We start from the raw sequence: 26300 nt of genomic DNA on the forward strand, positions 1-26300 counted from the left end.
CACCGACAGTCCACGCCCAAGCGGGCCCACCGCCAAGCCCACCACGAAGCCCACCGACAGCTGACACGCGACAGGCCACGGTGTCGCATTCGTCCACTCACAACCACAAAGATGGATGGTCCATCCACTGGTGCGGTTCTCTGCCCGGCCCTTAGCGTCGGCAGACCACCGCACCATGGGACGGCTTCCCCGCGCTCCGCACACCCTTGTGACAGCGACACGCCGTCCGGCCAGCCGCGTCACCACGCGCTCCCCCGCCCTGCCGCCCCTCCGGGGTGCCGGTCCTTCGCTGGAGCCCCTCCTTGTCCCAGAACTCCCCCGCCACGCCGCCGCCCTCGCTCACGGAGGTCGAGCCGTACGGCGTCGAGCGGATCCCCGACGCGGACCGGTCCGCGAGCCCGCTCGACCTCTTCCGGCTCGCCTTCGGCGGCGCGAACACCTTCTCCACCTGTGTGCTCGGGGCCTTCCCCATTCTCTTCGGCCTGTCCTTCTGGCAGGGGCTCGCGGCGACGCTCCTCGGGGTGGTCGCGGGCGCGCTGATCCTGTGTCCGATGGCCGTCTTCGGTCCGGTCAACGGCACGAACAACGCCGTCTCCTCCTCCGCCCACCTGGGCGTGCACGGCCGGGTCGTCGGTTCGTTCCTGCCGCTGCTCACGGCGGTCGCGTTCTTCTCCATCTCGGTGTGGAGCTCGGGTGACGCCCTGGTCGGCGGCGCCCACCGCCTCTTCGGCCTGCCGCGCGGCGACCTCTCGTACGTCGTCGCGTACGGGCTGTTCGCCGTGCTGGTGCTCGCGGTGTGCGTGTACGGGTTCCGGTTCATGCTGTTCGTCAACAAGGTCGCGGTGACCTCGGCGACCCTGCTGTTCCTGCTCGGCGCGGTGGCCTTCGCCGGGGACTTCGACCCCTCGTACGCGGGGATCTTCACGGCGTCGGCCGACGCGGCGACGCGGGATCTGTTCTGGCCGTCGTTCATCGGCTCCGCGCTGATCGTGCTGTCGAACCCGGTGTCCTTCGGCGCGTTCCTCGGTGACTGGTCGCGCTACATCCCGGCGAGCACGCCGCGCCGCAGGGTGATCGGCGCCGCGTTCCTGTCGCAGATCTCGACCCTGCTGCCGTTCGTTTTCGGCCTGGCGACGGCGAGCATCATCGCGGCCCAGGCACCGGAGTACGTCGACCCCGCGGCCCCGGACTTCGTGGGCGGGCTGCTGGCCATCTCGCCGAGCTGGTTCTTCCTGCCGGTGTGTCTGCTCGCGCTGATCGGCGGCATGGCGACGGGCACGACCGCGCTGTACGGGACCGGGCTCGACTTCTCGTCCGTGTTCCCCCGGCTGTCCCGGGTCCAGGCGACGGTGCTGGTGGGCGTGCTGTCCATCGCGTTCATCTTCGTCGGGCGCTTCGGCTTCGACCTCGTACAGAGCATCTCGACGTTCGCCACGATGATCATCACGTGTACGACGCCCTGGATGGTCGTGATGATGCTGGGCTTCCTCACCCGGCGTGGCTGGTACGACCCCGACGCGCTGCAGGTCTTCAACCGGCGTCAGCGGGGCGGCCGATACTGGTTCACGCACGGCTGGAACTGGCGCGGGATGACCGCCTGGTGGGTCTCCGCCGTGATCGGCGTCCTCTTCACGAACATCCCCGGCCAGTTCGTGGGCCCGCTCGGTGACCTGGCCGACGGGGTCGACATCGGCCTGCCGCTCTCCCTCGCTGTCTCGGCCGTGCTGTTCCTGTCGCTGCTGTGGTTCTTCCCCGAACCGCGAGCGGTGTACGGGCCCGAGGGCGCCCGACTGGTCCGTACCGTCGACGTACCGGTGCCGCCGATCACCGGTCCGGGGAGCGAGGCGGACGGGAAGCGACCGGTGCCGGCGGCCGAGGGCACCTGACGAGTTCTGAAGGCTTCTGACGACTTCGAAGGGCGAAAACCGGCCAGCTCGCTCCGCAGGGGCTCTCCGGGGAGCGGTGCCTTCATAGACTGCCCCGCCATGGAAGAGATCTACGAGCTGGGCGCGATCACGTGTCCGTCCGGTGAGTTGGTGGTCCTCGACGGTGGTCACCTGGGCATGTGGAGCGGGGAGCGGTCGCCTGCGGAGGTGGACCCGGGGGCGTTCGGCGTCCATGATCCGGTGGTCGCCGCCGATGTGAGCGGGGCGAGCGACCTCGTGATCGCCGGTCCCGACGCCGACACCGCGGCCCACTCCTTCGGCCGGCAGCCCGGCCGGATGCTCCACGACATCCCGGCGTCCTCAGTCGCGCGGCTGCGTGCGCTCTTCGACGCGCACTGCCGGGAACACGACTTCGACGCCCAACTGGAGGCCTGCGCCGAGCGGGTACCGCACCGGGAGCGGGTACGGCGCTGCGTGGCCCGGGGCGGCGGCTGCTTCCTGATGCACGGGGTGCCGGTCGTGGCGCTCGGCGGCCTGCCCCGCGACCGGGCGCTGCCGGTGCTGGCGTCCGGGGCCGGCATCGTGGTCCCGGTGGACCCAGCCCCGGCCGCCAAGAGCGTGGAGCTCGGCGACATCCGTGTCGACTGGGCCCGGCTGCTCTTCGGGGACGCCGACGCGCTGAACGCCTGGCAGCACGACGAGCCCGTGGACGGACTGGCCGACGTCGCGTTCTGGGGCGCCGCCGAGGAGGAGGCGGCCGCCGAGTTCGCGGCTCCCGCGCTCGGTGAGCCGGGCGAGGACGGGGTCAGGGGCTGGACGGGACTGACCGTGCCGGAGGCGATGCGCCGGGCCGGCGCCCTGTCCGACTGGAAGGACGCCGACCCGCGGCGGCGGTTGATGGTCGACTTCCGCCCGCACTCCCACCACTGGCAGGTCATGCGCCAGGTCCGCGCCTCCGCGGTCGAGACCGGAACCGTCGAGGTCGGCGGCGCGCACGTGCTGTGCACGATGACCGGCCAGGGCGACGGCCACTTCCCCGTGTCGGCGGACCTCGGCCCGGCGGGCGAACTGGTCGCCGTGCGCGTGTCGTTCACGAGCTGAGTCCGGCTCGTCCACCGCCTGAGCCCGACGCTCCCGGCGATCTTCGCGTCGGCGGTGGACGGATCTTGTCCCGCTCGTCAGGATCGTCGCAGGAACAGCGTCGTGTCAGTGGAAACAGGGCATGGTCTCCGGCGCGAACGGCACGGTCTCAGCGGCGAGGCCAAGGGCGAGAGGCGGGACGTACGGATGACGAAGCACTGGGCGGACTTCCAGTACGAGATCTATCTGAACGGCATGACGGGCGCGGTGCCGCGCCTGCCCACCGATCTGACCCGGCTGGAGGAGCTGACCGAGCGGCGGCTCGGGCCCGGTCCGGTCGGCTATGTGGCGGGCAGCGCGGGCAACGGCAGTACGGCGCGGGCGAACCGGGCCGCGCTCGACCGGCGCCGGATCGTGCCGCGCATGCTGCGCGATGTGCACGAACGCGACCTGTCCGTCGAGGTGTTGGGGCGTGCGCTGCCCGCTCCCCTCGCGCTCGCGCCGGTCGGTGTCCTGTCGCTCATGCACCCGGACGCCGAGTCGGCCGCCGCCCGGGCCGCCGCGGCGCAGGGCGTGCCGTACATCCTGTCGTCGGCGTCCAGCACGCCGATGGAGCAGGTCGCGGAGGCGATGGGCGACGGGGAGCGCTGGTTCCAGCTGTACTGGGCCAAGGACCGCGAGGTCACGAAGAGTTTCCTGAACCGGGCGAAGGCGGCCGGATTCAGCACGCTGTTCGTCACGCTGGACACACCTCTGCTGGCGTGGCGGCCGCGCGATCTGGACCAGGCGTATCTGCCGTTCCTGCACGGCGTCGGCACGGCCAACTACTTCTCGGACCCGGCGTTCCAGGCGGGTCTGGCCAAGCCGGTGCACAAGGACCCGAACGCGGCGGTCATGCACTTCGTCGGGATGTTCGCGGATCCCGGTAAGACCTGGCCCGACCTGGAGTTCCTGCGCGCGAACTGGGACGGTCCCATCGTGCTCAAGGGCATCCTGCATCCGGACGACGCCCGCCGGGCCGTCACCGCCGGGATGGACGGGGTGGTCGTCTCCAACCACGGCGGCCGCCAGGTGGCCGGTGCCGTCGGTGCCGCCGACGCGCTGCCCCGGGTGGTCGAGGCGGCCGGTGACCGGCTGACCGTCCTCTTCGACAGCGGGATCCGCACGGGCGACGACATCTTCAAGGCACTCGCGCTCGGCGCCGAGGCGGTGCTCGTCGGACGTCCGTACGCGTACGGGCTCGCCCTCGACGGTCAGGCGGGCGTGGAGCACGTCATCCGCTGTCTGCTCGCCGAACTCGACCTCACCCTCGCGCTGTCCGGTCATGCGGACCCGACGAGCCTCGGCCCCGACGACCTCGCCGAGGAGACCCCATGACCCGCGAGACCCGCCTGTCGTCTCCTCGGAGCTGATCAGAGACCGAGGTCCGAGACCGCCTCCGCCAGGATGAGGGGCACTTGCGCGCCGAGCCTCGGGGTGGGGTTGTCGACCGTCGTGACGCGGCGCTCCGCGTACGGTCCGGACGCGGTGGCGGTCGGCTCCGGCTCTCCGTCCCGCTCAGCGGCCGTCGGCTCCACCTCGCACGGGGCCTCGGCACAGTCGGAGCCAGAGCCCGAGCCCGAACCTGAGCCCGAGTCGGCGAGCGGCGGGTCGGTGACCGGCCGTCCGGACGACGGCGCGCCCGTTCCGGCGATCGACAGCGACTCGGGGCTGGCCGTCGTGGCGTCGGTCAGCCAGCGTTGTTCGTCCGACCTGTCGCGGATCTTCGCCACGATCTCCGCGTCCCGGTCCTGGGAGGAGGGGGCTACGGCGAGCCCCTCCTGCCAGCGGGGCAGCAACTCGCCCTGGACGGTGAGGTCGTAGCGCACGTCGTCGCCGCGCTCGTCGGACGCGGCGGCGCAGCGGCCCAGGACGATGACGCCGGCGTCCACGTGGGAGTCCAGGCACAGTTCCGGTTCGGCGACGCTGCGCAGGAGTCCGTCCTCCTCGTACGACCACTGCTGTGTCCGGGCCGTGGAGCACGTCTCCAGTCTGGTGCCGACACCGGGCCTGGCCTTGCCGTCCTTGATGTCGAGGCAGAGGTCCGCCGCGAGGTTGCGCAGCCGGGTCTGTCCGGGGGGCGTCGGCAGGCCCGCCGAGCCGGGCGGGGACGAGGACTTGGCGGGCGGGGTCGGTCCACCGGGCCGCGGGGCGATGCTGCTCGACCCGCCGGCGGAGGCCGAGGGGTCCGCGTCGCCGTCCTCGGGCGACCACAGACTGGCGACCAGGACGGTCGCGAGGAGCGCGACCGAGACGAGGCCCGCCCCCGTGAGGAGCGCCTTCGAGTGCCGGGGACCCGGCGAGGAGTGCCGCCCCTGCCGGGACGAGCCGGGTGAGAGCTGGGACAGCAGCCGGGAGCGGGCGCCGCCGCCCGGACGTCTGCCGCCGTAGCGGCCGGGACGGACACCCGAGTGGCCTCGGCTCGGCCGCGACTCCAGATAGCGGCGGGCGCCCCAGCCGAGCACCGCCTCGGCGAGCAGACCGCCCACCCCGCCCTCGAAATGACTCAGTTGCTCGGCCGCGTAACGGCAGAAGCGGCACTCCAGCAGATGTTGTTGCACATCGGGGAGCAAGGCACCGCCGCGCCGAATCGGGACGTCAAGGAGGCGGTTGTAGTAGCGGCAGTCTTTGTTCGGCGCGAGTTCACGATGGGCCCGTACGCAGCCCTGCCTGAATTTGTCCCGGGCCTGCTCCAGGGCCGCCGACGCGGTGTCGGTATCCACGCCCAACAGACCGGCCGGTACGGATATGGGCTCGGCCTCGACCTCGGTGTGCCACAGCACGCACTGGGCAAGTCCCGGGAGGGACTGGAAAGAACGCTCCGCGAGCTTGCGATTTTCCGGCGTCATGGACTTCGTCACGCGCATACCGCGACCCCCGGCGGGTTTCCGGAGATCCGGCAGCACCTCGGATATCCGGTCCTCCGCCGACCACGCCTTGATGATGTCCCGTACGGCCACCAGGAGCTGGGGGCGCAGAGCGACGGCGGACCCGGCGCGCCGCAGGCGTTCCAGCACCTGTTGGAACGCGGCCGCGGTGACCATGGAAGCGACGTTCGCCGAGGAAGCGAGGCAGATGACCGCGTAGTCGTGCGTCGGCTGCCAGTGTCTCGCGAGGAGCAGCGCGACGGAGTGAGTGAGTTCCCCCTCCGGCTGCGCTCTCAGGAGGGCGGCGAGGCTCTCGTCGGATTCCCCGGGAGCGGGTCCGGAACCGGGCGGATACGGGGGACGAGGCGGACGGGGGGTGTGCACTGAGCGGTTTCCTTCCAAGGCACAAGGTGGCACACAGAAGTTCTGACCGCCGAAAAGGAGCTCCTGGTAGGTGCATGCCTTTTGGGCTTGACGCACGGAAAGCGGCCGGGACGTCGACCACTCGACGTCCGTCTGCCGTGAACCTTTTGGGCCCCACGGCACGAGGAAATCCCGAGCAGCGAATCAGACCTGACCAATGGCCATGTACGAGGAAGTTCACCCTTGCACAAAACTCTCACACACAACAAGGCACTTGAGACACTTCGGCAACATCCGCACATTGAAGGAAAGTCAGCCCCCTCGTCGGCCAACTCGCCTCGGCCGCGGGGAATTTAGAAATGGCAATCGTTGCCATGCGCCCCGTGTGAACCGCACGCACGCGCCGGCGCCCCTCGCACGCTCCCCGCGGGCGAAAGCACGTAGTCCACTGGTACCGGCCCTCCTCGGAGGCCCCGCGCGGGACGGCGGCTCTCCCACGCGAAGCAGGCCGCCGACCCCGATCCTCCCGCCCTCGGTCGGCGGCCCCGAGGGCGGGTCGACGCGTCCCGGACGCGCGGATCACGCGGGACGGCACACGGATCCGCCACGGGGCGGCTCAGCTCTCCGGCGGTTCAGATCTGCCAGGAACGCAGGCGGTCGGCCGCCGCGAAGACGTCCACCTTGCCGGAGATCAGGTCGCGGGCGAGGTCCACGAGTGCGCCGTACGGCGGATCGATCCCGACACCGCTCACGAACATGTACGAGACCGCCGTCGCGCAGGCGAAACGGGCGTTGGCGGACGGCAGCGGCTTCAGCAGAGCCAGGGTGTGCAGCAGCGCGGCGGCGCGCCAGGCCGGGTCCGAGTCCACACCGAGCCGCGGCGGATCCACTCGGTGCCGGGCGACGGCGGCCACGAGCACCGAGAAGTCGTTGACGGTCGGCTGGTCGGGCAGCACCTCTTCGTGGCGCTGGAGCAGCCAGGGCACGTCGATATGGATGACGGGGGCCATGGGTCAGGCGGCCCGCCCCTCGCCCCTGTTGGGCGGTTCGTCGTCGGGGAAGGCCGCGGCGAACTCGTCCGCGTGCGCGGCGAAGAACCGGCGGAAGACGTCCGCGCCTTCCTGTAGCGCTCGGTGCCGCACGATGTCGGCCGCGGCCGCCTCACGAACCAGGGCTTTCATCGACGTACCGCGCTCCTTGGCGATCTGCCGCAGATCCTCGAGCTCGCGCTCGCTGAATTCCACGTTGAGAGCAGGCATGCCCTCACGGTACCGCGCGGGTACTTACTCGTAAATACAGGCAGGTCAGGAGCCACACACAACGGTACCGACCGAGCGCGGCCCGCAATGCTCCGGCGCACCCCCTTTGAGACCTGCGTCACATCCCACCCGTCGGCTGTCACATTCCGGGCCCCTACGGCCCTCGCATGAGTGAGCGCGCTACGGGAGGCACACGCATGTCCGAAAGTCCGGCACCGGAGACCGACGAGGCAGTGAACACGGCGACCCGGCTGTTCATGGACCACCGCGAGCTGCTGTTCGCGATCGTCTACAACATGCTCGGCGGCGTCGCGGACACCGAGGACGTACTCCAGGACACCTGGCTGTCCTGGTCCGGCAGCCGTGACAGGTCGCCGGAGCGGGAGATCGACAACCCGCGCGCGTACCTCGTACGGATCGCGGTGAACCACGCGCTGAGGCGACGGGCCGTGATCAGCCGCCGGCGCGAGACGTACATCGGCCCCTGGCTGCCCGAACCGCTCGTGGCCGCGCCCGCCGAGGGGGCGGACGCGGACGCCGCCGACCGCGTGCTGCGCGGCGAGTCCGTGTCGATGGCGATGCTCGTCGTCCTGGAGTCGCTGTCCCCGCTGGAGCGGGCGGTGTTCGTCCTCCACGAGGTGTTCGGGTACGCCCACACCGAGATCGCCGAGGTCATCGACCGCAGCCCCGCGGCTGTCCGGCAGCTCGCGCATCGCGCCCGCCGGCACGTGCACGCCCGCCGCCCGCTGTACGAGGCGCATCCGCGGGTGCGGAGGGCGGCGACCGAGCGGTTCGTCGAGGCCGCGCTCGGCGGGGACATCGGCGCGCTGATGGAGATCCTCGCGCCGGACGTGACGGTGTGGTCCGACGGCGGCGGCAAGCGTCGTCCGGCGGGGCTGCGCCCGGTGCACGGACGGGACAAGGCCATCCGCCTCCTCACCTCCTACGCCGGACGGGGCGAACCTCAAGGGCTGGACATCCGCTACCGGCGCGTCAACGGCGACGACTCCGCGGTGCTCTTCGCGGGCGAGTCGCCGTACGCGGTCGTGGTCATGGACCTCACTCCCGAGGGCGACCGGGTGTCCGGCCTCTACATCGTCTCCAACCCCGACAAGCTCGCGCACGTGCACCTGGGAGAGAAGGAGGGGGACGCGTGACCACCACCGAACGGCAGGCGGCGAAGGCGTCCTCCGGCCAGCGTGTCGCCGACTGGTTCGACGGCCGCCTCGGCACCCACAGCCTCGGCAGGAAGTACCTGCGCAAGGTCTTCCCGGACCACTGGTCGTTCCTGCTCGGGGAGATCTGCCTCTACAGCTTCGTCATCCTGATCCTGACCGGTGTCTATCTGACGCTGTTCTTCCATCCGTCGATGAACGAGGTGACCTATCACGGCAGTTACGTGCCGCTGAACGGCGTCCGGATGTCGGAGGCGTACGCCTCGACGCTGGACATCAGCTTCGACGTACGGGGCGGTCTGCTGATCCGGCAGATCCACCACTGGGCGGCGCTGATCTTCATCGCCGGGATGCTCATGCACATGATGCGGCACTTCTTCACGGGCTCGTTCCGCAAGCCCCGTGAGGTCAACTGGCTGTTCGGCTGGACGCTGTTGTTCCTCGGACTCTTCGAGGGTCTCTTCGGCTACTCGCTGCCGGACGATCTGTTGTCCGGCACCGGAATGCGGTTCGTGGACGGCGCGACCCTGTCCGTGCCGATCGTCGGAACGTATCTGTCGTTCTTCCTGTTCGGCGGCGAGTTCCCCGGGCACGACATCATCGCGCGCTTCTACTCGCTGCACATTCTGGTGATTCCCGGGATCATGGCAGCCCTGGTGGTCGCGCATCTGATCCTCGTCGTCTACCACAAGCACACCCAGTTCCCCGGGCCGGGAAAGACCGAACGGAACGTCGTGGGCGCGCCGTTCATGCCGGTCTACCTGGCGAAGGCGGGCGGTTTCTTCTTCCTGGTGTTCGGAGTGATCGCGTTCATCTCGGCGATCGCGTCGATCAACCCGGTCTGGTCGTACGGCCCCTACCGCGCCGACCAGGTGTCCACGGGTGCCCAGCCGGACTGGTATCTGGGCTTCGCGGAGGGCCTGGTGCGCATCATGCCGGGCTGGGAGATCACCATGGCCGGGCACACGCTGGTCCTCGGCGTACTGATCCCGATCGTCGTCTTCCCGCTCCTCCTGATCTTCATCGGCGCCTATCCGTTCCTGGAGTCCTGGATCACCGGTGACAAGCGCGAGCACCACCTGCTGGACCGTCCGCGCAACCGGCCGGTCCGTACGGCCATCGGCACGGCGTGGATCAGCGTCTATCTCATCCTGCTGGCGGGCGGCGGCAACGACATCGTGGCCACCCGCTTCCATCTGTCGATCAACACGGTCACCTGGGCCATCCGCATCGCGCTTTTCGTCGTCCCGGTGATCGTCTTCGTCGCGACCCGGCGCATCTGCCTCGCGCTCCAACGCCGGGACCGCGAACTGGTGTTGCACGGCCGCGAGACCGGCGTGATCAAACGGCTCCCGCACGGCGAGTACGTCGAACTGCACCGCCCCCTCTCCCCCGCCGAACTGCACACCCTCACCCAGCACGAGCAGCCCCGGCCGCTCGAACCGGGCCCGGCCGAGGACGCGAACGGCGTGCCGAACCCGAATGGCCGGGGGCCGATCCGGCGCCTGCGGGCCCGCCTCTCGCGCACGCTGTATGGCGACGATGCCCAGGTGGCGAAGCCGACGGCCGAGGAGTACGAGGAGGCCCACCGGCTCGGCACAGACCTGGTCGGCGAACGGCAGGTCGAAGAACGGCAGATGGGCGAACTTCGGGCGGGCGAAGGACAGATGAGTGAGCGTCAGGTGAGTGAACGGGTGAGTGAACGGGTGAGTGAGCGTCAGGTCAGCGAGGCGGGATCTCCAGACGGCTGATCCGCAGGGCGCCCCGGACCTCGCCCGGATGGCGGCTCCTCATGGTGATCCGGAGCCCGCTGCCGCGCACCGCGTCGAAGGTGATCACCGTCGGTGCGTCGGACGCGGTGGCCCAGTCGACATCGGCCCCCTTCGCCGGCCGGTAGCGGTGACCGTCCCAGAAGGCGACCTCCACCGCGACGGGCAGGGAGTGCGTGGCGTCGGCCGTGAAGGAGACCTCGACCCGGTCGAAGGTGCGCGTACGGCCCCATGCGACGGACACCCAGTCCTCCTCGCGGGCTCCGTCGAAGGCGGGCAGCAGGGCCGTGGCCGCCTTGCGGAACGCGTTGGACCAGCCGGTGGCCGGGGCTCCGTCGAGCATCGCGGCGGGCAGCGTGTCCGGACGGCCCGAGTAACTGGCGTCCGCCAGAGGGTAGTTGGGTGCGCCCGGTCCCGGGTCGGGGGCGAAGTCGGCTGCCGGGGTGCGGACTTTCGGGCGCGCGGCGGTGGTGCGTACGGTCACGGTCGCCGTCCGCAGTCCCGCCGAGCGGGCCCGGAGCGTGAGCCTGCCGTCCTCGGTGCCGGAGCGGACGATCGCCAGGGCCTTGCCGTGGAAGGCCGTGCGGGTGCTCGCCTGGTAGCGCTCGGCGCTCTCCTGGCGCCCGTTGTCGAGGCCGGCCAGCGATCCGCCGTCGACATCGAAGGCGATGGAGTGGTCGGCACCCGGCACCACCACACCACGGGCGTCGACCACCTCCGCGGTCACGAAGCACAGCGAACGGCCGTCGGCGACAAGGGACCTGCGGTCGGGCGTGAGGCGCAGCGCGTGCGGTTGCCCCGCGGTGCGCAGCACATCGGTGGCCACGGTCCTGCCGTCCCGCCGGGCCACCGCCGTCAGCTCGCCCGGCGCGAACGGCACCTTCCAGGTGAGGTGGAGCTTGCCCGCGCTGCCGTTCGGACTGGTGTAACTCCCGGGCCAGGGACCGCCGGTGACGGTCTTGTCGTCACCCGTCGCCTCGGTGGTCTCCAGGTACGTACGCCCGTCGGTGGTCTTCTTCTCGTCGAACTTCCTGGTGCCGAGGGACTTTCCGTCGAGGAAGAGCTCGACCGTGTCCACGTTGGAGTACGCCCAGAGGTCGACCATGTCGCCCGGGTGGTGGTCGGTCCAGTTCTCCGGGAGCAGGTGGACCATGGGTTCGTCGGTCCACTGGCTCTTGAAGAGGTGGTACGTGTCCTTCGGGAAGCCGGCCGTGTCCACCGCGCCGAAGAAGGACGCCTTGACCGGGAACACGTCGTATGGTGTCGGCTCCCCGATGTAGTCGATCCCCGACCACAGGAACTCGCCCGTGAACCACTTCCGGTCCCGGTCCTTCTTCAGCCCGTACTCGCCGCTCATCGTCCAGGAGGCGAGGTTGTTGTCGTACGAGGAGGTCGCGCGGCGGCCGGGGGTGTGGTTCTCGCCCGTGTTGAGGCGCTCCGGTTCCTGGTACGTCCCGCGGGTGGAGGTCTCGGACGAGGACTCCGACTCGAAGAGGAAGAGGCGCGGATAGCGGGCGTGCAGGGCGTCGACCGAGGCGGCGGTGTTGTAGTTGAGGCCGAGTCCGTCGATCTTGGCGAGCATCAGATCGGCCGGTGAGCCGACAGCGGGCAGGCCGCGGTACTTGTCGGAGCCGATCACGATCGGCCGGGTCGGATCGAGTCGCCGTACGTCGTCGATGAGCCGGTCGGCGATGGCGAGGCCGGCGGTCGACGTCGAGTCGGGGATCTCATTGCCGATGGACCACATGATGACGGCGGGCGAGTTGCGTGCGGCCAGCACCATCTCGCCGATGTCGGCGTCGCTGTGCGCGTCGAAGAACCGCCCGTAGTCGTACGGGTTCTTGCCGCGCCGCCAGCAGTCGAAGGCCTCCACCATCATCACGATGCCGAGCCGCTCACAGGCCGCGATCACCTCGGGAGCGGGCGGATTGTGCGAGGTGCGCAGGGCGTTGACACCCATGCTGCGCATGATTCTCAACTGGCGTTCCACGGCGTCCGCGTTGACGGCCGCACCGAGGGCGCCCAGGTCGTGGTGGAGGTTGACGCCACGGAGTTTGAGGTAACGGCCGTTCAGGGTCAGGCCGTTGTCTGCGTCGACGGTGAAGTGGCGGATACCGAAGGGGGTTTCGTAGGTGTCGGCCGTGCGGCCGTCGACCCGGAGTTCCGTCTTCAGGGTGTAGAGCGTGGGCGTGTCGATGTCCCACGTCCGCGGATCCCGGACGGTGAGGTCGTGCGTGGCGGTCGCAGCGCCGGGTGGCGAAGCCGGGTCCGCGCCGACGGTGACCGTGGACGTCTCGCGGGCCACCGTACGGCCGCGCGGGTCGACGACCGCCGATCTCACCTCGACCCGTCTCGCCTCGCCCGACGCGTTCACGACGCTGGTCCGCGCCCGTACCAGCGCCCGGTCCGTGCCGATCTCCGGTGTCGTCACCTGGGTGCCCCAGCGCTGGACGTGCACCGGGTCGGTGACGACGAGACGGGCCTCGCGGTGGATCCCGCTGCCCGAGTACCAGCGGCTGCTGGGGAGTCGGTTGCGGACCTCGACCGCGACGACGTTCGCGGTGGTGCCGTCCGTGTGCAGCAGATCCGTGAGATCGAGGGCGAACCCCGTGTAACCGTACGGGTGTTGGCCGACGAGGCGGCCATTGCAGTAGACGGACGAGTCCATGTACACGCCGTCGAACTCGACGGAGACCCGCATGTCCGCGTACGCCTTCGGCAGGGTGAAGGCGATGCGGTACCAGCCGAGGCCGCCGGGGAAGAATCCGGTGCCGCTGGTCGTACCGTGCTCCGTGGTGGGGCTGAGCTCGATGCTCCAGTCGTGCGGGACAGTGATCCGGCGCCATGCCGAGTCGTCGTAGCCGGGCTCCGCGGCCCGGGCGTACACGCCGGTGGGGTCGGCGAGGCCCGCCGGGTCGACGAGCGCGAAGCGCCAGCCGTCGCGGAGCGGAACGGTCCGCCCTGCGGTGGCGGCCCGGGCACGGAGGGCGGTTTCCTCGGCCGCCCACGCGTCGGAGGTGCCCGCGAGGACCACGGGAGCCGCCGTACCGGCGATCAGTACGGACCTGCGAGTCACCGTCATGGCGTTTTCCCTTTCGTAAGGGCTCACGTCTGCTCACAACTACTCGCGACCGAACAGATTCTGACAGTGCGACAGGTGCGGCCGTCAAGACTCCGGTAAGCGCTTCCCGTCCCGGGCGTCACATCGGCCCGAATCCCACGGTGGCGAGGGGCCCGGCAGAGGCCGGATGCGGAAGCCGGTGTGCCATGTGCGCAGGCCCCCGACACACTAGGCTGAGACGCAAGTGGCGAGCCTGTTCGCTGTGAGTGTGCGCAATGGAGTGGCGGCGATGACGAGCCACAACGAAGCCTCGGACGACAGCCCGGGGTACCCGTTCGACGAGACCGCCACGGCGCGGGCCGTCATAGACGGCGACGGCATCCTCGTCGAATGGAACGAGGGCGCTCGGCGCCTGCTCGGCCATGCCTCCGCCGAGGTCGTGGGCCGGCCCGCGGCGAACCTGCTGGCCCCGGACGCCGGAGCCGTACGCCCCCCGCCGGCCGGCCACCGCTGGAACGACACCCTCGCGCTGCGGCACCGGGACGGCCGGACCCTCCACGTATGGCTGCTCGCGCACCGACGGCGTCCCGAGCTCGGCGACCACAGCGGCTGGCTCGTCGTGACCCCGCTGGACAACGGCGGGCCGCCGGTTGAGGACGACGTCCTCGCCGGCCGGTTCCTGGACCAGTCACCCTGCGCCACCGCGATCTTCGACGAGCGGCTGCGGCTGCGCCGGGTCAACGCGGTGATGGCCGAGTCGATGGCCCTCCCGGAGGAGCGCATCCGCGGGCTGCGCCTCCCCGAGATCGGCGGCATGCCGCAGAACGAGGAGCTTGAACGCCACATGGTCCAGGTGCTCCTGACCGGGCGGCGCGACGATGTGGAGACGTACCTGGGCTCCCGGGACGGGGCCCGCGCGCGGGCATGGCTGGCCCGGCTGGCGCCGCTCACAGACGCCGAGGGCCGGGTCCTCGGCGTCTGTCTGTCCGCCCATGACTTCAGCCAGCAGTACCTCGCCCGGGAGCGCCTCCAGATCGTGAACGAGGCGAGCGTCCGTATCGGCTCCACGCTCGACGTCACCCGTACGGCCCAGGAGCTGGCCGACGTCTGCGTGCCCGCGCTCGCCGACTTCATCAGCATCGACCTCCTGGACCCGCCGGAACGCGGCGGCGAGCCGTACAGCGGACCGGTGCCCGCCCCCGTGAGCCTGCGCCGCGCCGCCCACCGGTCGGTGAACCCCGGCAATCCGGAGGCCGTGGTCAAACTGGGCCAGGTCGACGTCTACCCCGCGTCCTCACCCCAGGCCGACTCCCTGGTGGCCGGCCGGACCATCGTGGCCACGGATCCCGCGAGCACGCTGGCGGACTGGCTCGCCTGGGATCCGGCCCGCCGCGAGCGCGTCAAGGAGCTCGGCATCCACACGACGATGGCCGTTCCGATCCAGGCCCGCGGGGCGACGCTGGGCGTCGCCGTCTTCACCCGGTTCCGACGCCCCGCCCCCTTCACGGACGACGACGTCCTGCTGGCGGAGGAGGTCACGGCCAGGGCGGCCGTCTGTATCGACAACGCCCGCCGTTTCTCCCGCGAGCGCGAGACCGCGATCGCCCTGCAGCGCAGTCTGCTGCCCCGGACGCTGCCGCGGACGGCCGCCGTCGAGGCGGCCTCGCGCTATCTGCCCGCGGCACGGGCCGGAGTCGGCGGCGACTGGTTCGACGTGATCCCGCTGTCGGGGATGCGTGTCGCCATGGTCGTCGGGGACGTCGTCGGCCACGGGGTCCAGGCCTCCGCCACCATGGGACGGCTGCGGACCGCCGTCCGCACGCTCGCCGACATCGACCTGGCACCGGACGAACTGCTGACCCACCTCGACGACCTCGTTGTCCGGCTCTCCGAGGAGGCGGGCAGCGAGGGAACCACCGGCGAGGTGGGGGCCACCTGCCTGTACGCCGTCTACGACCCGGTCACCCGCGTCTGCACGCTCGCCCGGGCGGGCCATCCGCCACCGCTGATGCTGCCGCCGGACAGCTCACCCGAGGAGATCGACGTACCGTCGGGGCCTCCGCTGGGCGTGGGCGGGCTGCCGTTCGAGTCGATCGAGCTCAGGCTCCCCGAGGACACCGTGCTCGCCCTCTACACCGACGGTCTGCTCGAGAGCCCCGACCGTGACCCGGACGAGAGTCGCGCGGTGCTGAGCCAGGCGCTGGCGCGCGGCTCGGGCTCCCTCGACGAGACCTGCCACGACATCCTCCAGTCGCTGCTCCCGCCGACCGGCGCGTCCGACGACGTGGCGCTGCTGCTCGCCCGGACGAAGGGGCTGCCGACCTCGCAAGTGGCGACCTGGGACATCCCCGCCGATCCCGCCCTCGTCGGCCCGATCCGCAAGCAGGCCGTCCAGCAACTGGACACCTGGGAACTGAGCGAGGCGGCGTTCACGACCGAGCTGGTGGTGAGTGAACTCGTCACCAACGCCATCCGGTACGGCGAGCGCCCCATACGGCTGCGGCTGATCCACGACGACACCACCCTGATCTTCGAGGTGTCGGACTCCAGCCACACCGCGCCGCACCTGCGTCGCGCCAAGACGTTCGACGAGGGCGGCCGCGGTCTGCTTCTGGTCGCCCAGCTCACCCAGCGCTGGGGCAGCCGTCACACCCCCGAGGGCAAGACGATCTGGGCGGAGCTGGCACTGGGCGAGGACTGATCCCGGCCAGGACTAACAAGGACCGATGGGGGCTGGCCAGGGCTGATGACGCTTGAGCGGGTGCGTCAGCTGTCCTGACAGACCGTCGGGTGCACCGCCTGTTCCGACGGACCGTCGTGTCACCGGCCGCCGTCTCCGTGACCTCCCCCGCCACCTCCGTCACCGTCGCCGTCGTGGCCGTCCCAGCCTCCGCCGCCGTACCCGTCGTGGCCGCCGTCGTAGCCGCCTCCTCCGTAGCCGCCGGACCCGCAGTAGTAGCCGAAGCACCAGCTGGGAGCGGGTGCGGGTGTCGTGGGCCGGGGAGTCGGGGGCGCCTGGGAAGGCGTGGGAGACGCCGACGTGGGGGTGGGATCCGGGCTCGGGACGGGTTGCGGCTTCGCCGTGTCGCTGTTCGTGTACGACGTGATCCACTCCATTTGGAGCGAGTCGACCGAGGTGTCGATCTCCCAGCGCTGGGCCTTGCCTTCGTTACGGGTCTTGAGGACCAGCCCCGTCTCCTCCTCCCCCGAAACGGGTGCCAGCGCGAGATTCGGTCGCCCCAGGGGCACGAGGTTTCCCTCAAGGGTGAGGTCGTAGTGGACGGACACCCGACCCTTCTCGCCGTCGCACGGGCCGAGCCTGACGGAGGAGGCGAGCCGGGAGTCGAGGCACAGATCCTTGTCGGCCAGGCTGCGCAGCAGGCCGTCGCTCTCGTACGACCACTGCTGGCGCTCCGAGGAACTACAGGTGGCGAGGACGACCTCCGCGCCCGCGGCCGCCCTGCCGTCGGCGATCCCGAGGCAGTCGCCGCTCCCGACGTTGCGGAGCCGCCCACCGACAGTGCCGGTATCCGCGCCGCCGGTGCCGATCCTGGTCGGCCCGGCATCGGGTTCCGCCGACGCCGCTCCGGTATCCGAGGCGGACGTCTGCCCCGCGTCGCCGCCACCGGACCACAGAGCCAACGGCACGAGCACGCATCCGCTTACGACGAGTACGGCCAGGGCGAGGTTGCGTCGACGCGGGGAGCGCCTGCCGGGCTCGCCCGGGCGGGTGTCCGGATGCGGGGGAAGCCGCACGGCGTGACGCGGACCCGCGTCGGTGAATGAGGCTGCGGCCGGCACCCGGCCGACGGCCCGATGGGAGCCGACAGCCGGGTCGTGTGCCGTACCCGTCTGGGAGCCGACGCCCTGGTCATGGCCCGTACCCACTGGGGAACCGGTAGCCAGGTGAGACCCGGTCACCGGGTCCGGATCGGTACTCGGGCCAACACCGACACCAGCACCAGCACCAGCACCAGCACCAGCACCAGGGCGGGCGCTACCAGCCGGGTGGGTTCCGGTGTCCGAGCGAGCGTCGGAGCCCGGGCGGGAGCCCGTGCCCGAGGGGGCGACACCCTGCCGAGGACTGGGACCCCAGACGGAATCGGCGTCCGAGTCGAGCTCGGCGTCCAACGGACGGCCGGTACCCGGCGGTCGACCGGAGCCCGGACCAGACCAGGAACCGGTACCCGACTGAAGCCCAGTGCCGGGACCGGGCCCGAACCCGGCGCCTGGCTGATACCCGAAGCCCGAACCGGAGCCTGTGCCGGTGCCCGGCCGATGCCCCACGCCCGTGCCCGGCTGATATCCCGAGCCCGGACCCGAACCGGAGCCTGCACCCGGCTGATGCCCCGTACCCGGACCCGAACCGGAACCGGCGCCCGGCTGGTACCCCGTGCCCGGCGCCGAACCCGAACCTGCGCCCGGTCGCTGCCCAATGCCCGTCCGATGTCCCGCGCCATCGCCCGCCCACGGAGCCACCGACACCACAGGACCCGACCCCGTCTCCACCCTCCGGGCCCGGCGGCCAGGCCTGGAATCGAGGTACCGCTGGGCCGCCCACCCGAGTACGCCTTCGGCCAGGAGACCGGCGAGGCGGCCGTCCGACTGGTTCAGCTGGTCGGCCGTGGACTGGCAGTGCAAGCAGCCGGCCATGTGCTGCCGCAGGTCGGGGCAGATCCTGCCGCCGGGCCGGAGCGAGACGTCCAGCAGTCGGCTGTAGCGGCGGCACTCCTCGTCCGGGGCGAGTTCGCGATGGTGCTCCAGGCAGTTCTGGCGCAACAGTTGCCTCGCTCGTTCCAGCGCGGCGTAGGCGTCCTCCACGTCGAGTCCGAGCAGGCGGGCCGGTACCGCGAGTTCCTCGGCCTCGACCTCCGCATGCCACAGAACGCAGCGGGCGGACTCCGGCAGCCGGTGGAACGCGCGGGAAACGAGCCGTCTGTTCTCCGGCGGGAGAAGCCGTGCCGTGGCCCGGACCTTGTCGTACGGGTCGGACCGCAACTCGGGATGGAGCAGCTCCCGGCGTTTGTCCGCGTCCCATTCGCCCGCTATTCGGCGTACGGTGACCAGCAGTTGCGGTCGCCACGCCGACTTCGGTCCGGTATGCCGCACAGATTCGCCGAAGAGCCGGGTGAATGCGGCGGTGGTGAGCATTCCGGCGTACTGTGCACCGTTCGTGCACAGCCGGGCGTACGAGAACACGGGTACCCAGTGCCGGGAGAGCAGTTCCCCGGCGGGATACTGAGCGGGCTTCTTGCCCGCGCCCCGCTTCAGATCTGCCGTGAGCCGTTCGTCCGCCACATCGAACAGACTTCCGGATGTGGCGGAATTCGACGGGGTCGCGTCACTCACGTGCACTTTCCTCCAAAGCCCCAAAGCCCCTGCAGAAATAGTCCATACCAGGCGGTATGGAATGTGCCTGCACGTTGACGGGTGCACCTTTGCACAACGTACCGCTCCGGAACAAGAGAAAGCCACCAACCCCCTTTCCACCCCGCCCCTTTGGCCGAGACAAGGTGCCAACACGAGCCCAGGGCAAAGCGATTCAGAATGGCAAACTCTCAAGTTACCTGAGGTAAGTACCGATTTGACATCCGTGGAGAAGGGGCAGCGCCCGACTATTCGTTGGAATACGCAACCCAAGAGCGGGGAGGGCTGACTCGATGGCGAGACCGGCGATCCACCCCGGTTCACTCTCGCAACAGGCCGTCTGATTCGATCAAACGGAACCGACAATCACTTCCCGAAGGACAAACCCTGAGTTCCACCCTGGCCACAGCCCTTTCCGCCGTTCTCCTCGTGGCGGTTCTTGCCTGTGCCGTGATCCGCCCCTTCGGCCTGCCGGAGGCCACCGTGGCGGTCCCGGCCGCCGGCGTGGTGATCGCGACCGGCGCGATCCCTCTCGACCACGCGCGCGCCGAGGCCGAGCTGCTCGGACCCGTCGTGGGCTTCCTGGCCGCGGTGCTCGTACTCGCCAAGCTCTGCGACGACGAGGGGCTCTTCCAGGCCTGCGGCGCCTGACTGGCCCGTACGTCCAAGGGGCGGCCGCAACGGCTGCTGGCCGCCAACTTCCTTCTCGCCTCGGTGATCACGGCCGTGCTGAGCCTGGACGCCACCGTCGTCCTGCTCACTCCGGTGGTGTTCGCGACCGTGGCCCGGCTCGGCGCCCGCCCCAAGCCCCACGTGTACGCCACCGCCCATCTCTCGAACACCGCGTCGCTGCTGCTGCCCGTCTCCAACCTCACCAACCTGCTGGCGTTCACGGCCAGCGGCCTGAGCTTCACCCGGTTCGCCGTGCTGATGGGCCCCGCGTGGGCCGTCGCCATCACCGCCGAGTACCTGGTCTTCCGGCGATTCTTCGCCAACGACCTGAAGGGCGACACCCCGGAGACGACCACGGTCGAGCCCGTCGAGCCTGTCAAGCCCGTCGAGCTGCCCGTGTTCGCGCTGGCCACGGTCGCCTGCACCCTCGCGGGCTTCGTCGTGGCGTCCGCGATCGGCATCGAACCTGCCTGGGCGGCGCTGGCCGGGGCGCTCGTCCTGGCCGGCCGGGCACTGGTCCGCGGGCACACCACACCGCTCGCCGTCGTGCGCGCCACCTCGCCGGGCTTCCTCGCCTTCGTCCTGGCGCTCGGGATCGTGGTGCGTGCCGTGGTCGACAACGGCCTCGCGGACACGCTCGGCCAGCTGGTCCCCGACTCGGCGAGCCTTCCGGCACTGCTCGGCATCGCGGCCCTCGCCGCCGTCCTGGCAAACCTCATCAACAACCTGCCCGCGGTCCTGGTGTTGCTCCCCCTGGCCGCCGTGGCGGGCCCCGGCCCGATCCTCGCCGTACTGCTCGGCGTGAACATCGGCCCCAATCTCACCTACGCCGGATCACTGGCCACACTGCTGTGGCGGCGCATCGTGCATCAGCACGAACACGACGTCGATCTCGGCGAGTTCACCCGTCTCGGCCTGATCACCGTGCCCGCCGCCCTGATCCCGGCCGTGGTGGCCCTGTGGCTCTCGCTGCGGGTTTTCGGAGGCTGACGCCCCCACCTCACCTCGATGGGGTCGGCGGTCACGCCCCGTCCAGGCGTGCGCGCGGTCCGCCCGGTTCGCACGCCCGCCCCGTTCACGTCCGGAGCATTGACGGTGTGACATGGCCATGCAATGCTCCATTCTGGGAGCGCTCCCACCCCATTCCGTCGTCCCCACGAGACGGTATCCATGGACCCGTTCCAGACACCGGGAGGCGCTCCATGCTCACGTTCCCGCACGTGCACCGCCGCCCCACGAGACGCCGTACGAGAAAACGCACGACGACCGCCCTGCTGACGGCTGCCCTGCTCTGCGGCGGGCTGGCTCTCGCGCCAGGTGCGACCGGGCTGCCGTCGACCGTGCTGCCGTCCGTGGCGGACCCGGCCGCCACCGCGACGACACCCGTTCGGGTCAACCAGGCGGGCTATCTGCCGGACGGTCCCAAGCGCGCCACGGTGGTCACCTCTGCCGCCCGGCCGCTGACCTGGCAGTTGCGCAGCGCGTCGGGCGCCGTGACCGCCTCCGGCCGGACCGTCGTACACGGCGCGGACGCGGCATCGGGCGAGGCGACCCACACCGTGGACTTCTCCGCGTACCGGAGGTCGGGCTCGGGGTTCGTCCTCGTGGTGGACGGGCAGAACAGCGCGCCCTTCGACATCCGCGCGGACCTCTACGACAGCCTGCGCTCGGACGCGATGGCGTTCTTCTACCACCAGCGCAGCGGCACACCGATCGAGGCCTCGCTGGTGGGTCCCGCCTATGCGCGACCGGCCGCGCACATCGGCGTCGCCCCGAACCAGGGCGACACGAACGTGCCCTGTCAGGCGGGGGTGTGCGACTACACCCAGGACGTGCGGGGCGGCTGGTACGACGCGGGCGACCACGGCAAGTACGTCGTCAACGGCGGGATCTCCGCCTGGCTGCTCGTCGACTCCTTCGCGCGGGCCGAGCGGGCGGGGACCGAGTCCGCGCTCGGTGACTCGACCCTGCGGATCTCCGAGCGCGGCAACGGGGTCCCGGACGTGCTGGACGAGGCACGCTGGGAGCTCGACTTCCTGATGCGGATGCAGGTGCCGGACGGCAAACCGTACGCCGGTATGGCCTTCCACAAGATCCACGACGCGGCCTGGACGGGCATCCCGACCCGCCCCGAACTGGACTCCCAGCCGCGCGAGTTGCACCGCCCGTCCACCGCGGCCACGCTCAACCTCGCCGCCACGGCGGCGCAGTGCGCGCGTGTCTTCAGGCCGTACGACTCCGCGTACGCGAAGCGGTGTCTGCGCGTGGCCCGCACGGCGTGGACCGCGGCGAAGGCCAACCCCGCGCTGTACGCCCCGGAGTCGGACAGCACGGGCGGCGGCCCCTACAACGACACCCAGGTCACGGACGACTTCTACTGGGCGGCGACCGAGCTGTACGCGGCGACCGGGGAGCGTGCCTACCGGAACGCGGTCACCTCCTCGCCCTGGCACACCTCGTCCGGCGCGCTCACGCCGACCGGCTTCAACTGGGCCGACACCGCGGCGCTCGGCCGACTGACCCTGGCGACCGTGCCGAACGGGCTGCCCGCCTCCGACATCAGGCGCGTGCGCGCGTCCGTGACCGCCGCGGCCGACGGACACCTCGCCATGATGGCGGGCCAGGGCTACGCGGTGCCCATCCCCGCGAACGGGTACGTGTGGGGTTCCAACAGCCAGGTCACCAACAACGCGATCGTCATGGCCACCGCCTACGCGCTGACCGGCCGACAGCGGTACCGCGCCGGGGTGTTGGAGTCGATGGACTACCTGCTGGGCCGCAACACCCTCAACCTCTCCTATGTCACCGGCTACGGCGACACGTACGCCCGCAACCAGCACCACCGGTTCTGGGCGAACCAGTACGACGCCTCGCTGCCGAACCCGCCGGCGGGTTCCCTCGCGGGCGGCCCCAACAGCGGTCTGCAGGACCCGGTGGCGCAGGAGCACCTGCCCGGGTGCTCCCCCGCGGCCTGCTACATCGACGACATCGGCTCGTACTCCACCAACGAGGTGACGGTCAACTGGAACGCCCCGCTGGCCTGGCTGGCGGCCTTCGCCGCCGAGCGCTGCCCGCCGCGCGACTAACGGTCGTCAGCGGCGGAGCCCGGCCCGGTACGCGCCGGGCGGGGCGCCGTAGCGCTGCCGGAAGACGCGGTTGAAGTGGAACGGGCTGCTGAAGCCGGAGGCCGCGGCGACCCGTTCCACCGGCAGGTCGGTGGCTTCCAGAAGCCGCGCGGCGTGCAGCAGGCGGGCGGCCAGCAGTGCCCGCATCGGGGACCGGCCGAGCTGCTGGGTGAAGAGGTGCGCGAAGCGGGATGCCGAGAGCGAGACCCCCGCGGCCAGGGATTCCACGGTGTGCGGGGCGCCCGGGTCGGCCGCGATGAGCGCCTCGGCCTGCCGGATCCGTACGTCGAGGCCGGACCGGTTCGGTTCCCCTCGTGCCGTGGCGGTGGCGAGGAGGACGACCGACTCCAGCGAGCAGAGGGCGAGCTCGCGGGCGGTGGTTCCGTGGGCCACGGCGACGCGGCCGTCCTCGGGCTCGTCCTCCGGTGGCGGCCCCTCACCGGTCCACCGGGCGTCCGCGAGCATCCGCCGGAACGCCGACTCCAGTCGTGCCCGCACGCCGTCCGGGACCGGTGTGACGGCATACAGCCGGTCCCCGAGCGCGTACGGCCGCAGCCAGTCCGTCCAGGTCGGCCGTGCCTGGCAGTGCGCCCACCAGAACGCCCAGTGCCGCGCGCCCCGTGCGACCGCGTAGTGGTGGGGCACGTCCGGGCCGAGGACGACGAGGTCCCTCGCGCCCGCATCCGTCTCCGCTGCTCCCTGGGCCAGCCGGCCCTCACCGCCGGTGGTCCAGATGAAGAGCCAGCTGTCGGCGCCCCCCGGCCGGCTGACGCTGTAGCCGGGATGCTGGTCGAAGCGGCCGACCGTCACCAGGCCGGGCGGCGGGGACGGGGCAGCAGGCTCGGGCAACTGGTCAGCACGCACAGGCATCCTCCCGGAAGGCGCTCCTGCCTAGCGTGGGGCATACGGGACACCGACGCGAAGGGACCGCCGCATGACAGTCACGGGCAGGGGCACGAAAGCGGACGCGGGCGCGGAGGCGCTCACGGGCCCGGGCGCGGGCGCGGGCGGGGACGTCGTCCGGCGTTTCGAGGAGGACGGCTTCACTGTGGCGCGCGGGCTGTTCGGCTCGGGCGAGATCGACGCGCTGTGCGCCGAGTTCGACGTGCTGCACGCCGGCGGACCGGTTCCCGGGCACTTCGAACCCCGCGCGACCGGGACGACGGGCCCGGCGGACCCGCTGCACGCCTACCCCCGGGTCATGAACCCGCACCGCGTCAACGACCTGGCCCTGCGCCACCTCCTCGAACCCAGGCTGCGGGACATCCTCGAACTCCTCCTGGGCGAGGAGGTGTTGGCGGCGCAGAGCATGTTCTACTTCAAGCCACCGGGCGCCCGCGGGCAGGCACTGCACCAGGACAACTTCTATCTGCGGGTGGAGCCGGGTACGTGTGTGGCGGCCTGGGTCGCCTGCGATGTGATCGACAGGGAGAACGGCGGCCTTGAAGTGGTCCCCGGCACCCACCGCATGGACGTGTTCTGCCCCGAGGAGGCCGACGAGGGGCTGTCGTTCGCCCGCGAGTACGTACCGCCGCCGCCCGGACTGTCCGCCGTGCCGGTCGACATGGAGCCGGGGGACGTCCTGTTCTTCAACGGCAGCCTGGTGCACGGCTCCCAGCCCAACCGCACCACCGACCGCTTCCGCCGCTCGTACATCGGCCACTACGTGGGCCGCTCCGCGGAGCGCATCGGCCGCTTCTACCCCACCCTGTCGATGAGCGGGGAGCCCGTCCCGCTGCGGGAGAGCGAGGGCGCGGGCCCGTGCGGCACGGAGTTCGAACCGACGGGCCCGCACTGAAGCCGCCGCCAGACACGCGCTTCAGGAGCGCAGCAACTCCGCAGCGCCCAGGTCGAGTACGCCGTCGTGCCAGGTCAGCCCGCGCAGATCGCGTACGACGACGGGGGCGCCGGTGTCCAGGCCGCGCGGCCCGACGCCGATGACGTACGCCCCGGCCGCGGCCCCCGCCTCGGCACCGGCGGCGCTGTCCTCGAAGACGACCGTGCGCGCCGGGTCCGCGCCCAGCTTTCCGGCGGCGGCCAGATAGCCGTCGGGGGCGGGTTTGCCGTGGCTGACGTCGTCCGCGGTGATGAGCACGGGCGGCAGGGGCAGCCCCGCGGCGGCGATACGGGCCCGGGCGAGCGCGGTGACTCCGGAGGTCACCACGGCCCAACTGCCCCGCGGCAGGCTCGTCAGCAGGCCGAGGGCGCCGGGCAGCGCGGTCGTGGTGGCCGCCGCCTCGATCTCCAGGCGGTCGATCTCGGCGAGGGCGGCGGTCCGTTCCCCGGGGTCGGGCACCAGCAGCGCCACGGTGTCGGCGGAGCGCCTGCCATGGACCATGGCGGTGACCTTGTCGGCGGACAGGCCACGGGCGCGGGCCCACTGGCTCCATGCCTGGTCGACGCCCAGGTCGGAGTCGACCAGTACGCCGTCGTTGTCGAACAGGAGGCCCTCGCAGGGGATGTTCACGGCCTCGCCTTTCGGATGACAGGACGGTTGCGGTAGCGGCCGACGAGTTCGCGTGCGGCGGCCTGCATACGGGTCGGCGGCAGCCCCTGGGCCAGCAGGGTCAGGTCGTCGACGACCATGTCACCGATGGTCAGGAACGCCTCCGGGATGCCGCCCGCACGGTGGGCGGAGAGGACCAGTCCCTCCAGTTCGCGGGCCTGGGCGTCGGCGGCGACGGGTTCGTCGGGCCAGACGTCGACGCCCGCGAGCAGTCGGCCCTCGGCGACCCGCGCGAGCAGCGCCGGGAAGTCCACGACGGGGGCCCGGCTGACCAGTACGAGCCGGGCGCCGTCGGGCAGCAGTCCCAGTTCACGTTCGCCGAGCAGATGACGGCTGTCGTCCGTGACGGTCGCAAGGACGAAGACGAACCGGCTGCGGGACAGGGTCTCGTCGAGAGTGGCCGGAACGAGACCCTGCTCGCGCAGGACGGCGGCCGGCAGCCAGGGGTCGTAGACACGGAGGGTGGGGCGGAAGGGCGCGAGGAGCGGGTGGAGGCTGCGGCCGAGGTTCCCGAAGCCGATCAGGCCGACGTCCGCGCCGCGCAGCAGTACGGCGTCGGCGTTGCCGTCGGCCACGTACCGTTCCCGTCCGGCGCGGAAGGCGCGGTCCTCGCGGCTGATGCCGCGGGCCAGGTCGAGCGCGAGCCCGAGCGCGTACTCGGCGACGGCCTGGGCGTAGGCGGGTCCGCAGCCCAGGACGTGGATGCCGCGCCGGAAGCACACCTCGTAGTCGACGTTCGGGAAGAAGTTGCCCTCGACGTTCAGCAGGGCCTTCAACTCCCCTGCCCTGGCGAGACGTTCGGCCGGGAGATCGGGCTGGCCGACGACGGCGAAGGCGTCGGGCAGTGCCTTGTCGAGGGCTTCCTCGGTGTCCGGTTCGACGACGGTGAAGTGGTCGTGGAGCCGCGTCAGCGCGTCCGGGGTGAAGACGCGTTCCTTGGGGTGCGGGTCGGTCAGCAGGATCACGAGCGGCTTGTGCGGGGTGCTCACAACTCTCCTTGCGTCCGTCACGGTTCTCCTCGTACCCGTACGGCACGGGCGCCGTACGGGTACAGCACGGGCGTCGGCCTCACGAAACGGTAACCGGGGCGCGGCCGAGGCGGACTTGACGCGCGGGTTTTCGCACGCTTTG

General features: G+C 71.1%; 16 protein-coding genes and 1 pseudogene. 9 read left to right on the top strand and 8 right to left on the bottom strand.

From position 1 onward, the window contains the following. Window positions 1-302: 302 nt before the first annotated feature. The 3 genes from OHA11_RS02045 to OHA11_RS02055 all read left to right on the top strand — a co-directional run bounded on the left by OHA11_RS02045 (window position 303) and on the right by OHA11_RS02055 (window position 4343). Window positions 303-1886: a cytosine permease gene (locus OHA11_RS02045; RefSeq protein ID WP_266491371.1), complete on the top strand. Its 1584-nt coding sequence runs from the start codon at window positions 303-305 to the stop codon at window positions 1884-1886. Between the two features lie 99 nt (window positions 1887-1985). Beyond that, on the top strand, window positions 1986-2987 hold the full coding sequence (locus OHA11_RS02050) for a hypothetical protein (protein ID WP_266491373.1): 1002 nt from the start codon (window positions 1986-1988) through the stop codon (window positions 2985-2987). 186 nt (window positions 2988-3173) lie between these two features. Further along, complete coding sequence (locus OHA11_RS02055; RefSeq protein WP_266506882.1) at window positions 3174-4343, top strand: lactate 2-monooxygenase; 1170 nt, start codon at window positions 3174-3176, stop codon at window positions 4341-4343. A gap of 35 nt (window positions 4344-4378) precedes the next feature. Here the strand turns inward: OHA11_RS02055 and OHA11_RS02060 are convergent, their stop codons facing one another. The 3 genes from OHA11_RS02060 to OHA11_RS02070 form a co-directional block, all read right to left on the bottom strand. Next, the gene (locus OHA11_RS02060; protein ID WP_266491375.1) at window positions 4379-6256 is read right to left on the bottom strand and encodes an RICIN domain-containing protein; all 1878 of its coding nucleotides are present in this window, start codon (window positions 6254-6256) and stop codon (window positions 4379-4381) included. Window positions 6257-6867: 611 nt separating this feature from the next. Next, entirely contained in the window at window positions 6868-7245 is a 378-nt protein-coding gene (locus tag OHA11_RS02065; protein ID WP_055617647.1) for a hypothetical protein, read from the bottom strand. Between the two features lie 3 nt (window positions 7246-7248). Then, a complete protein-coding gene (locus OHA11_RS02070) occupies window positions 7249-7494 on the bottom strand; it encodes a hypothetical protein (RefSeq protein WP_266491385.1) in 246 nt (81 codons plus the stop codon). 197 nt (window positions 7495-7691) lie between these two features. Here OHA11_RS02070 and sigJ point away from each other — a divergent pair, with 197 nt between their 5' ends. Next, the gene (gene sigJ, locus OHA11_RS02075) at window positions 7692-8651 is read left to right on the top strand and encodes an RNA polymerase sigma factor SigJ (protein WP_266491387.1); all 960 of its coding nucleotides are present in this window, start codon (window positions 7692-7694) and stop codon (window positions 8649-8651) included. Then, entirely contained in the window at window positions 8648-10420 is a 1773-nt protein-coding gene (locus OHA11_RS02080) for a cytochrome bc complex cytochrome b subunit (protein ID WP_266491389.1), read from the top strand. The genes sigJ and OHA11_RS02080 overlap by 4 nt, the downstream gene beginning before the upstream one ends. Here OHA11_RS02080 and OHA11_RS02085 read toward each other — a convergent pair. After that, complete coding sequence (locus OHA11_RS02085) at window positions 10392-13520, bottom strand: glycoside hydrolase family 2 TIM barrel-domain containing protein (RefSeq protein ID WP_266491392.1); 3129 nt, start codon at window positions 13518-13520, stop codon at window positions 10392-10394. The genes OHA11_RS02080 and OHA11_RS02085 overlap by 29 nt on opposite strands. A 268-nt stretch (window positions 13521-13788) precedes the next feature. Here OHA11_RS02085 and OHA11_RS02090 point away from each other — a divergent pair, with 268 nt between their 5' ends. Continuing rightward, on the top strand, window positions 13789-16200 hold the full coding sequence (locus tag OHA11_RS02090; protein WP_266491399.1) for a SpoIIE family protein phosphatase: 2412 nt from the start codon (window positions 13789-13791) through the stop codon (window positions 16198-16200). Window positions 16201-16319: 119 nt separating this feature from the next. Here the strand turns inward: OHA11_RS02090 and OHA11_RS02095 are convergent, their stop codons facing one another. Further along, window positions 16320-18848 carry a ricin-type beta-trefoil lectin domain protein gene (locus OHA11_RS02095; RefSeq protein WP_323186505.1) on the bottom strand — a complete coding sequence of 843 codons (2529 nt, stop codon included), beginning with the start codon at window positions 18846-18848 and terminating at the stop codon, window positions 16320-16322. Between the two features lie 405 nt (window positions 18849-19253). Here OHA11_RS02095 and OHA11_RS02105 point away from each other — a divergent pair. Both OHA11_RS02105 and OHA11_RS02110 read left to right on the top strand, forming a co-directional pair. Then, window positions 19254-20528 (top strand): annotated as a pseudogene (locus OHA11_RS02105) (SLC13 family permease). Between the two features lie 212 nt (window positions 20529-20740). Next, window positions 20741-22624 carry a glycoside hydrolase family 9 protein gene (locus OHA11_RS02110; RefSeq protein WP_266491401.1) on the top strand — a complete coding sequence of 628 codons (1884 nt, stop codon included), beginning with the start codon at window positions 20741-20743 and terminating at the stop codon, window positions 22622-22624. 6 nt (window positions 22625-22630) lie between these two features. Here the strand turns inward: OHA11_RS02110 and OHA11_RS02115 are convergent, their stop codons facing one another. Further along, a complete protein-coding gene (locus OHA11_RS02115) occupies window positions 22631-23533 on the bottom strand; it encodes a helix-turn-helix domain-containing protein (protein WP_266491403.1) in 903 nt (300 codons plus the stop codon). A 64-nt stretch (window positions 23534-23597) separates the two neighbouring features. Between OHA11_RS02115 and OHA11_RS02120 the strand changes: the two genes are divergently transcribed. Continuing rightward, window positions 23598-24461: a phytanoyl-CoA dioxygenase family protein gene (locus tag OHA11_RS02120; protein ID WP_266491404.1), complete on the top strand. Its 864-nt coding sequence runs from the start codon at window positions 23598-23600 to the stop codon at window positions 24459-24461. Between the two features lie 21 nt (window positions 24462-24482). Here OHA11_RS02120 and OHA11_RS02125 read toward each other — a convergent pair whose 3' ends face one another. Both OHA11_RS02125 and OHA11_RS02130 read right to left on the bottom strand, forming a co-directional pair. Continuing rightward, on the bottom strand, window positions 24483-25130 hold the full coding sequence (locus OHA11_RS02125) for an HAD-IA family hydrolase (protein WP_266491406.1): 648 nt from the start codon (window positions 25128-25130) through the stop codon (window positions 24483-24485). Continuing rightward, window positions 25127-26158: an NAD(P)-dependent oxidoreductase gene (locus OHA11_RS02130; RefSeq protein WP_266491408.1), complete on the bottom strand. Its 1032-nt coding sequence runs from the start codon at window positions 26156-26158 to the stop codon at window positions 25127-25129. The genes OHA11_RS02125 and OHA11_RS02130 overlap by 4 nt, the downstream gene beginning before the upstream one ends. Window positions 26159-26300 lie beyond the last annotated feature (142 nt).

This window comes from Streptomyces sp. NBC_00878 (assembly GCF_026341515.1).
In the GTDB taxonomy this organism is placed as follows: domain Bacteria; phylum Actinomycetota; class Actinomycetes; order Streptomycetales; family Streptomycetaceae; genus Streptomyces.

What these genes read in the sequence shown, in the direction of transcription:
- OHA11_RS02050 (WP_266491373.1), top strand. Translation starts at nt 1,986, where the DNA reads ATGGAAGAGATCTACGAGCTGGGCGCGATCACGTGTCCGTCCGGTGAG.
- OHA11_RS02055 (WP_266506882.1), top strand. Translation starts at nt 3,174, where the DNA reads ATGACGAAGCACTGGGCGGACTTCCAGTACGAGATCTATCTGAACGGC.
- OHA11_RS02065 (WP_055617647.1), bottom strand. Translation starts at nt 7,245, where the DNA reads ATGGCCCCCGTCATCCATATCGACGTGCCCTGGCTGCTCCAGCGCCAC.
- OHA11_RS02070 (WP_266491385.1), bottom strand. Translation starts at nt 7,494, where the DNA reads ATGCCTGCTCTCAACGTGGAATTCAGCGAGCGCGAGCTCGAGGATCTG.
- sigJ (WP_266491387.1), top strand. Translation starts at nt 7,692, where the DNA reads ATGTCCGAAAGTCCGGCACCGGAGACCGACGAGGCAGTGAACACGGCG.
- OHA11_RS02085 (WP_266491392.1), bottom strand. Translation starts at nt 13,520, where the DNA reads ATGACGGTGACTCGCAGGTCCGTACTGATCGCCGGTACGGCGGCTCCC.
- OHA11_RS02090 (WP_266491399.1), top strand. Translation starts at nt 13,789, where the DNA reads ATGACGAGCCACAACGAAGCCTCGGACGACAGCCCGGGGTACCCGTTC.
- OHA11_RS02110 (WP_266491401.1), top strand. Translation starts at nt 20,741, where the DNA reads ATGCTCACGTTCCCGCACGTGCACCGCCGCCCCACGAGACGCCGTACG.
- OHA11_RS02115 (WP_266491403.1), bottom strand. Translation starts at nt 23,533, where the DNA reads ATGCCTGTGCGTGCTGACCAGTTGCCCGAGCCTGCTGCCCCGTCCCCG.
- OHA11_RS02120 (WP_266491404.1), top strand. Translation starts at nt 23,598, where the DNA reads ATGACAGTCACGGGCAGGGGCACGAAAGCGGACGCGGGCGCGGAGGCG.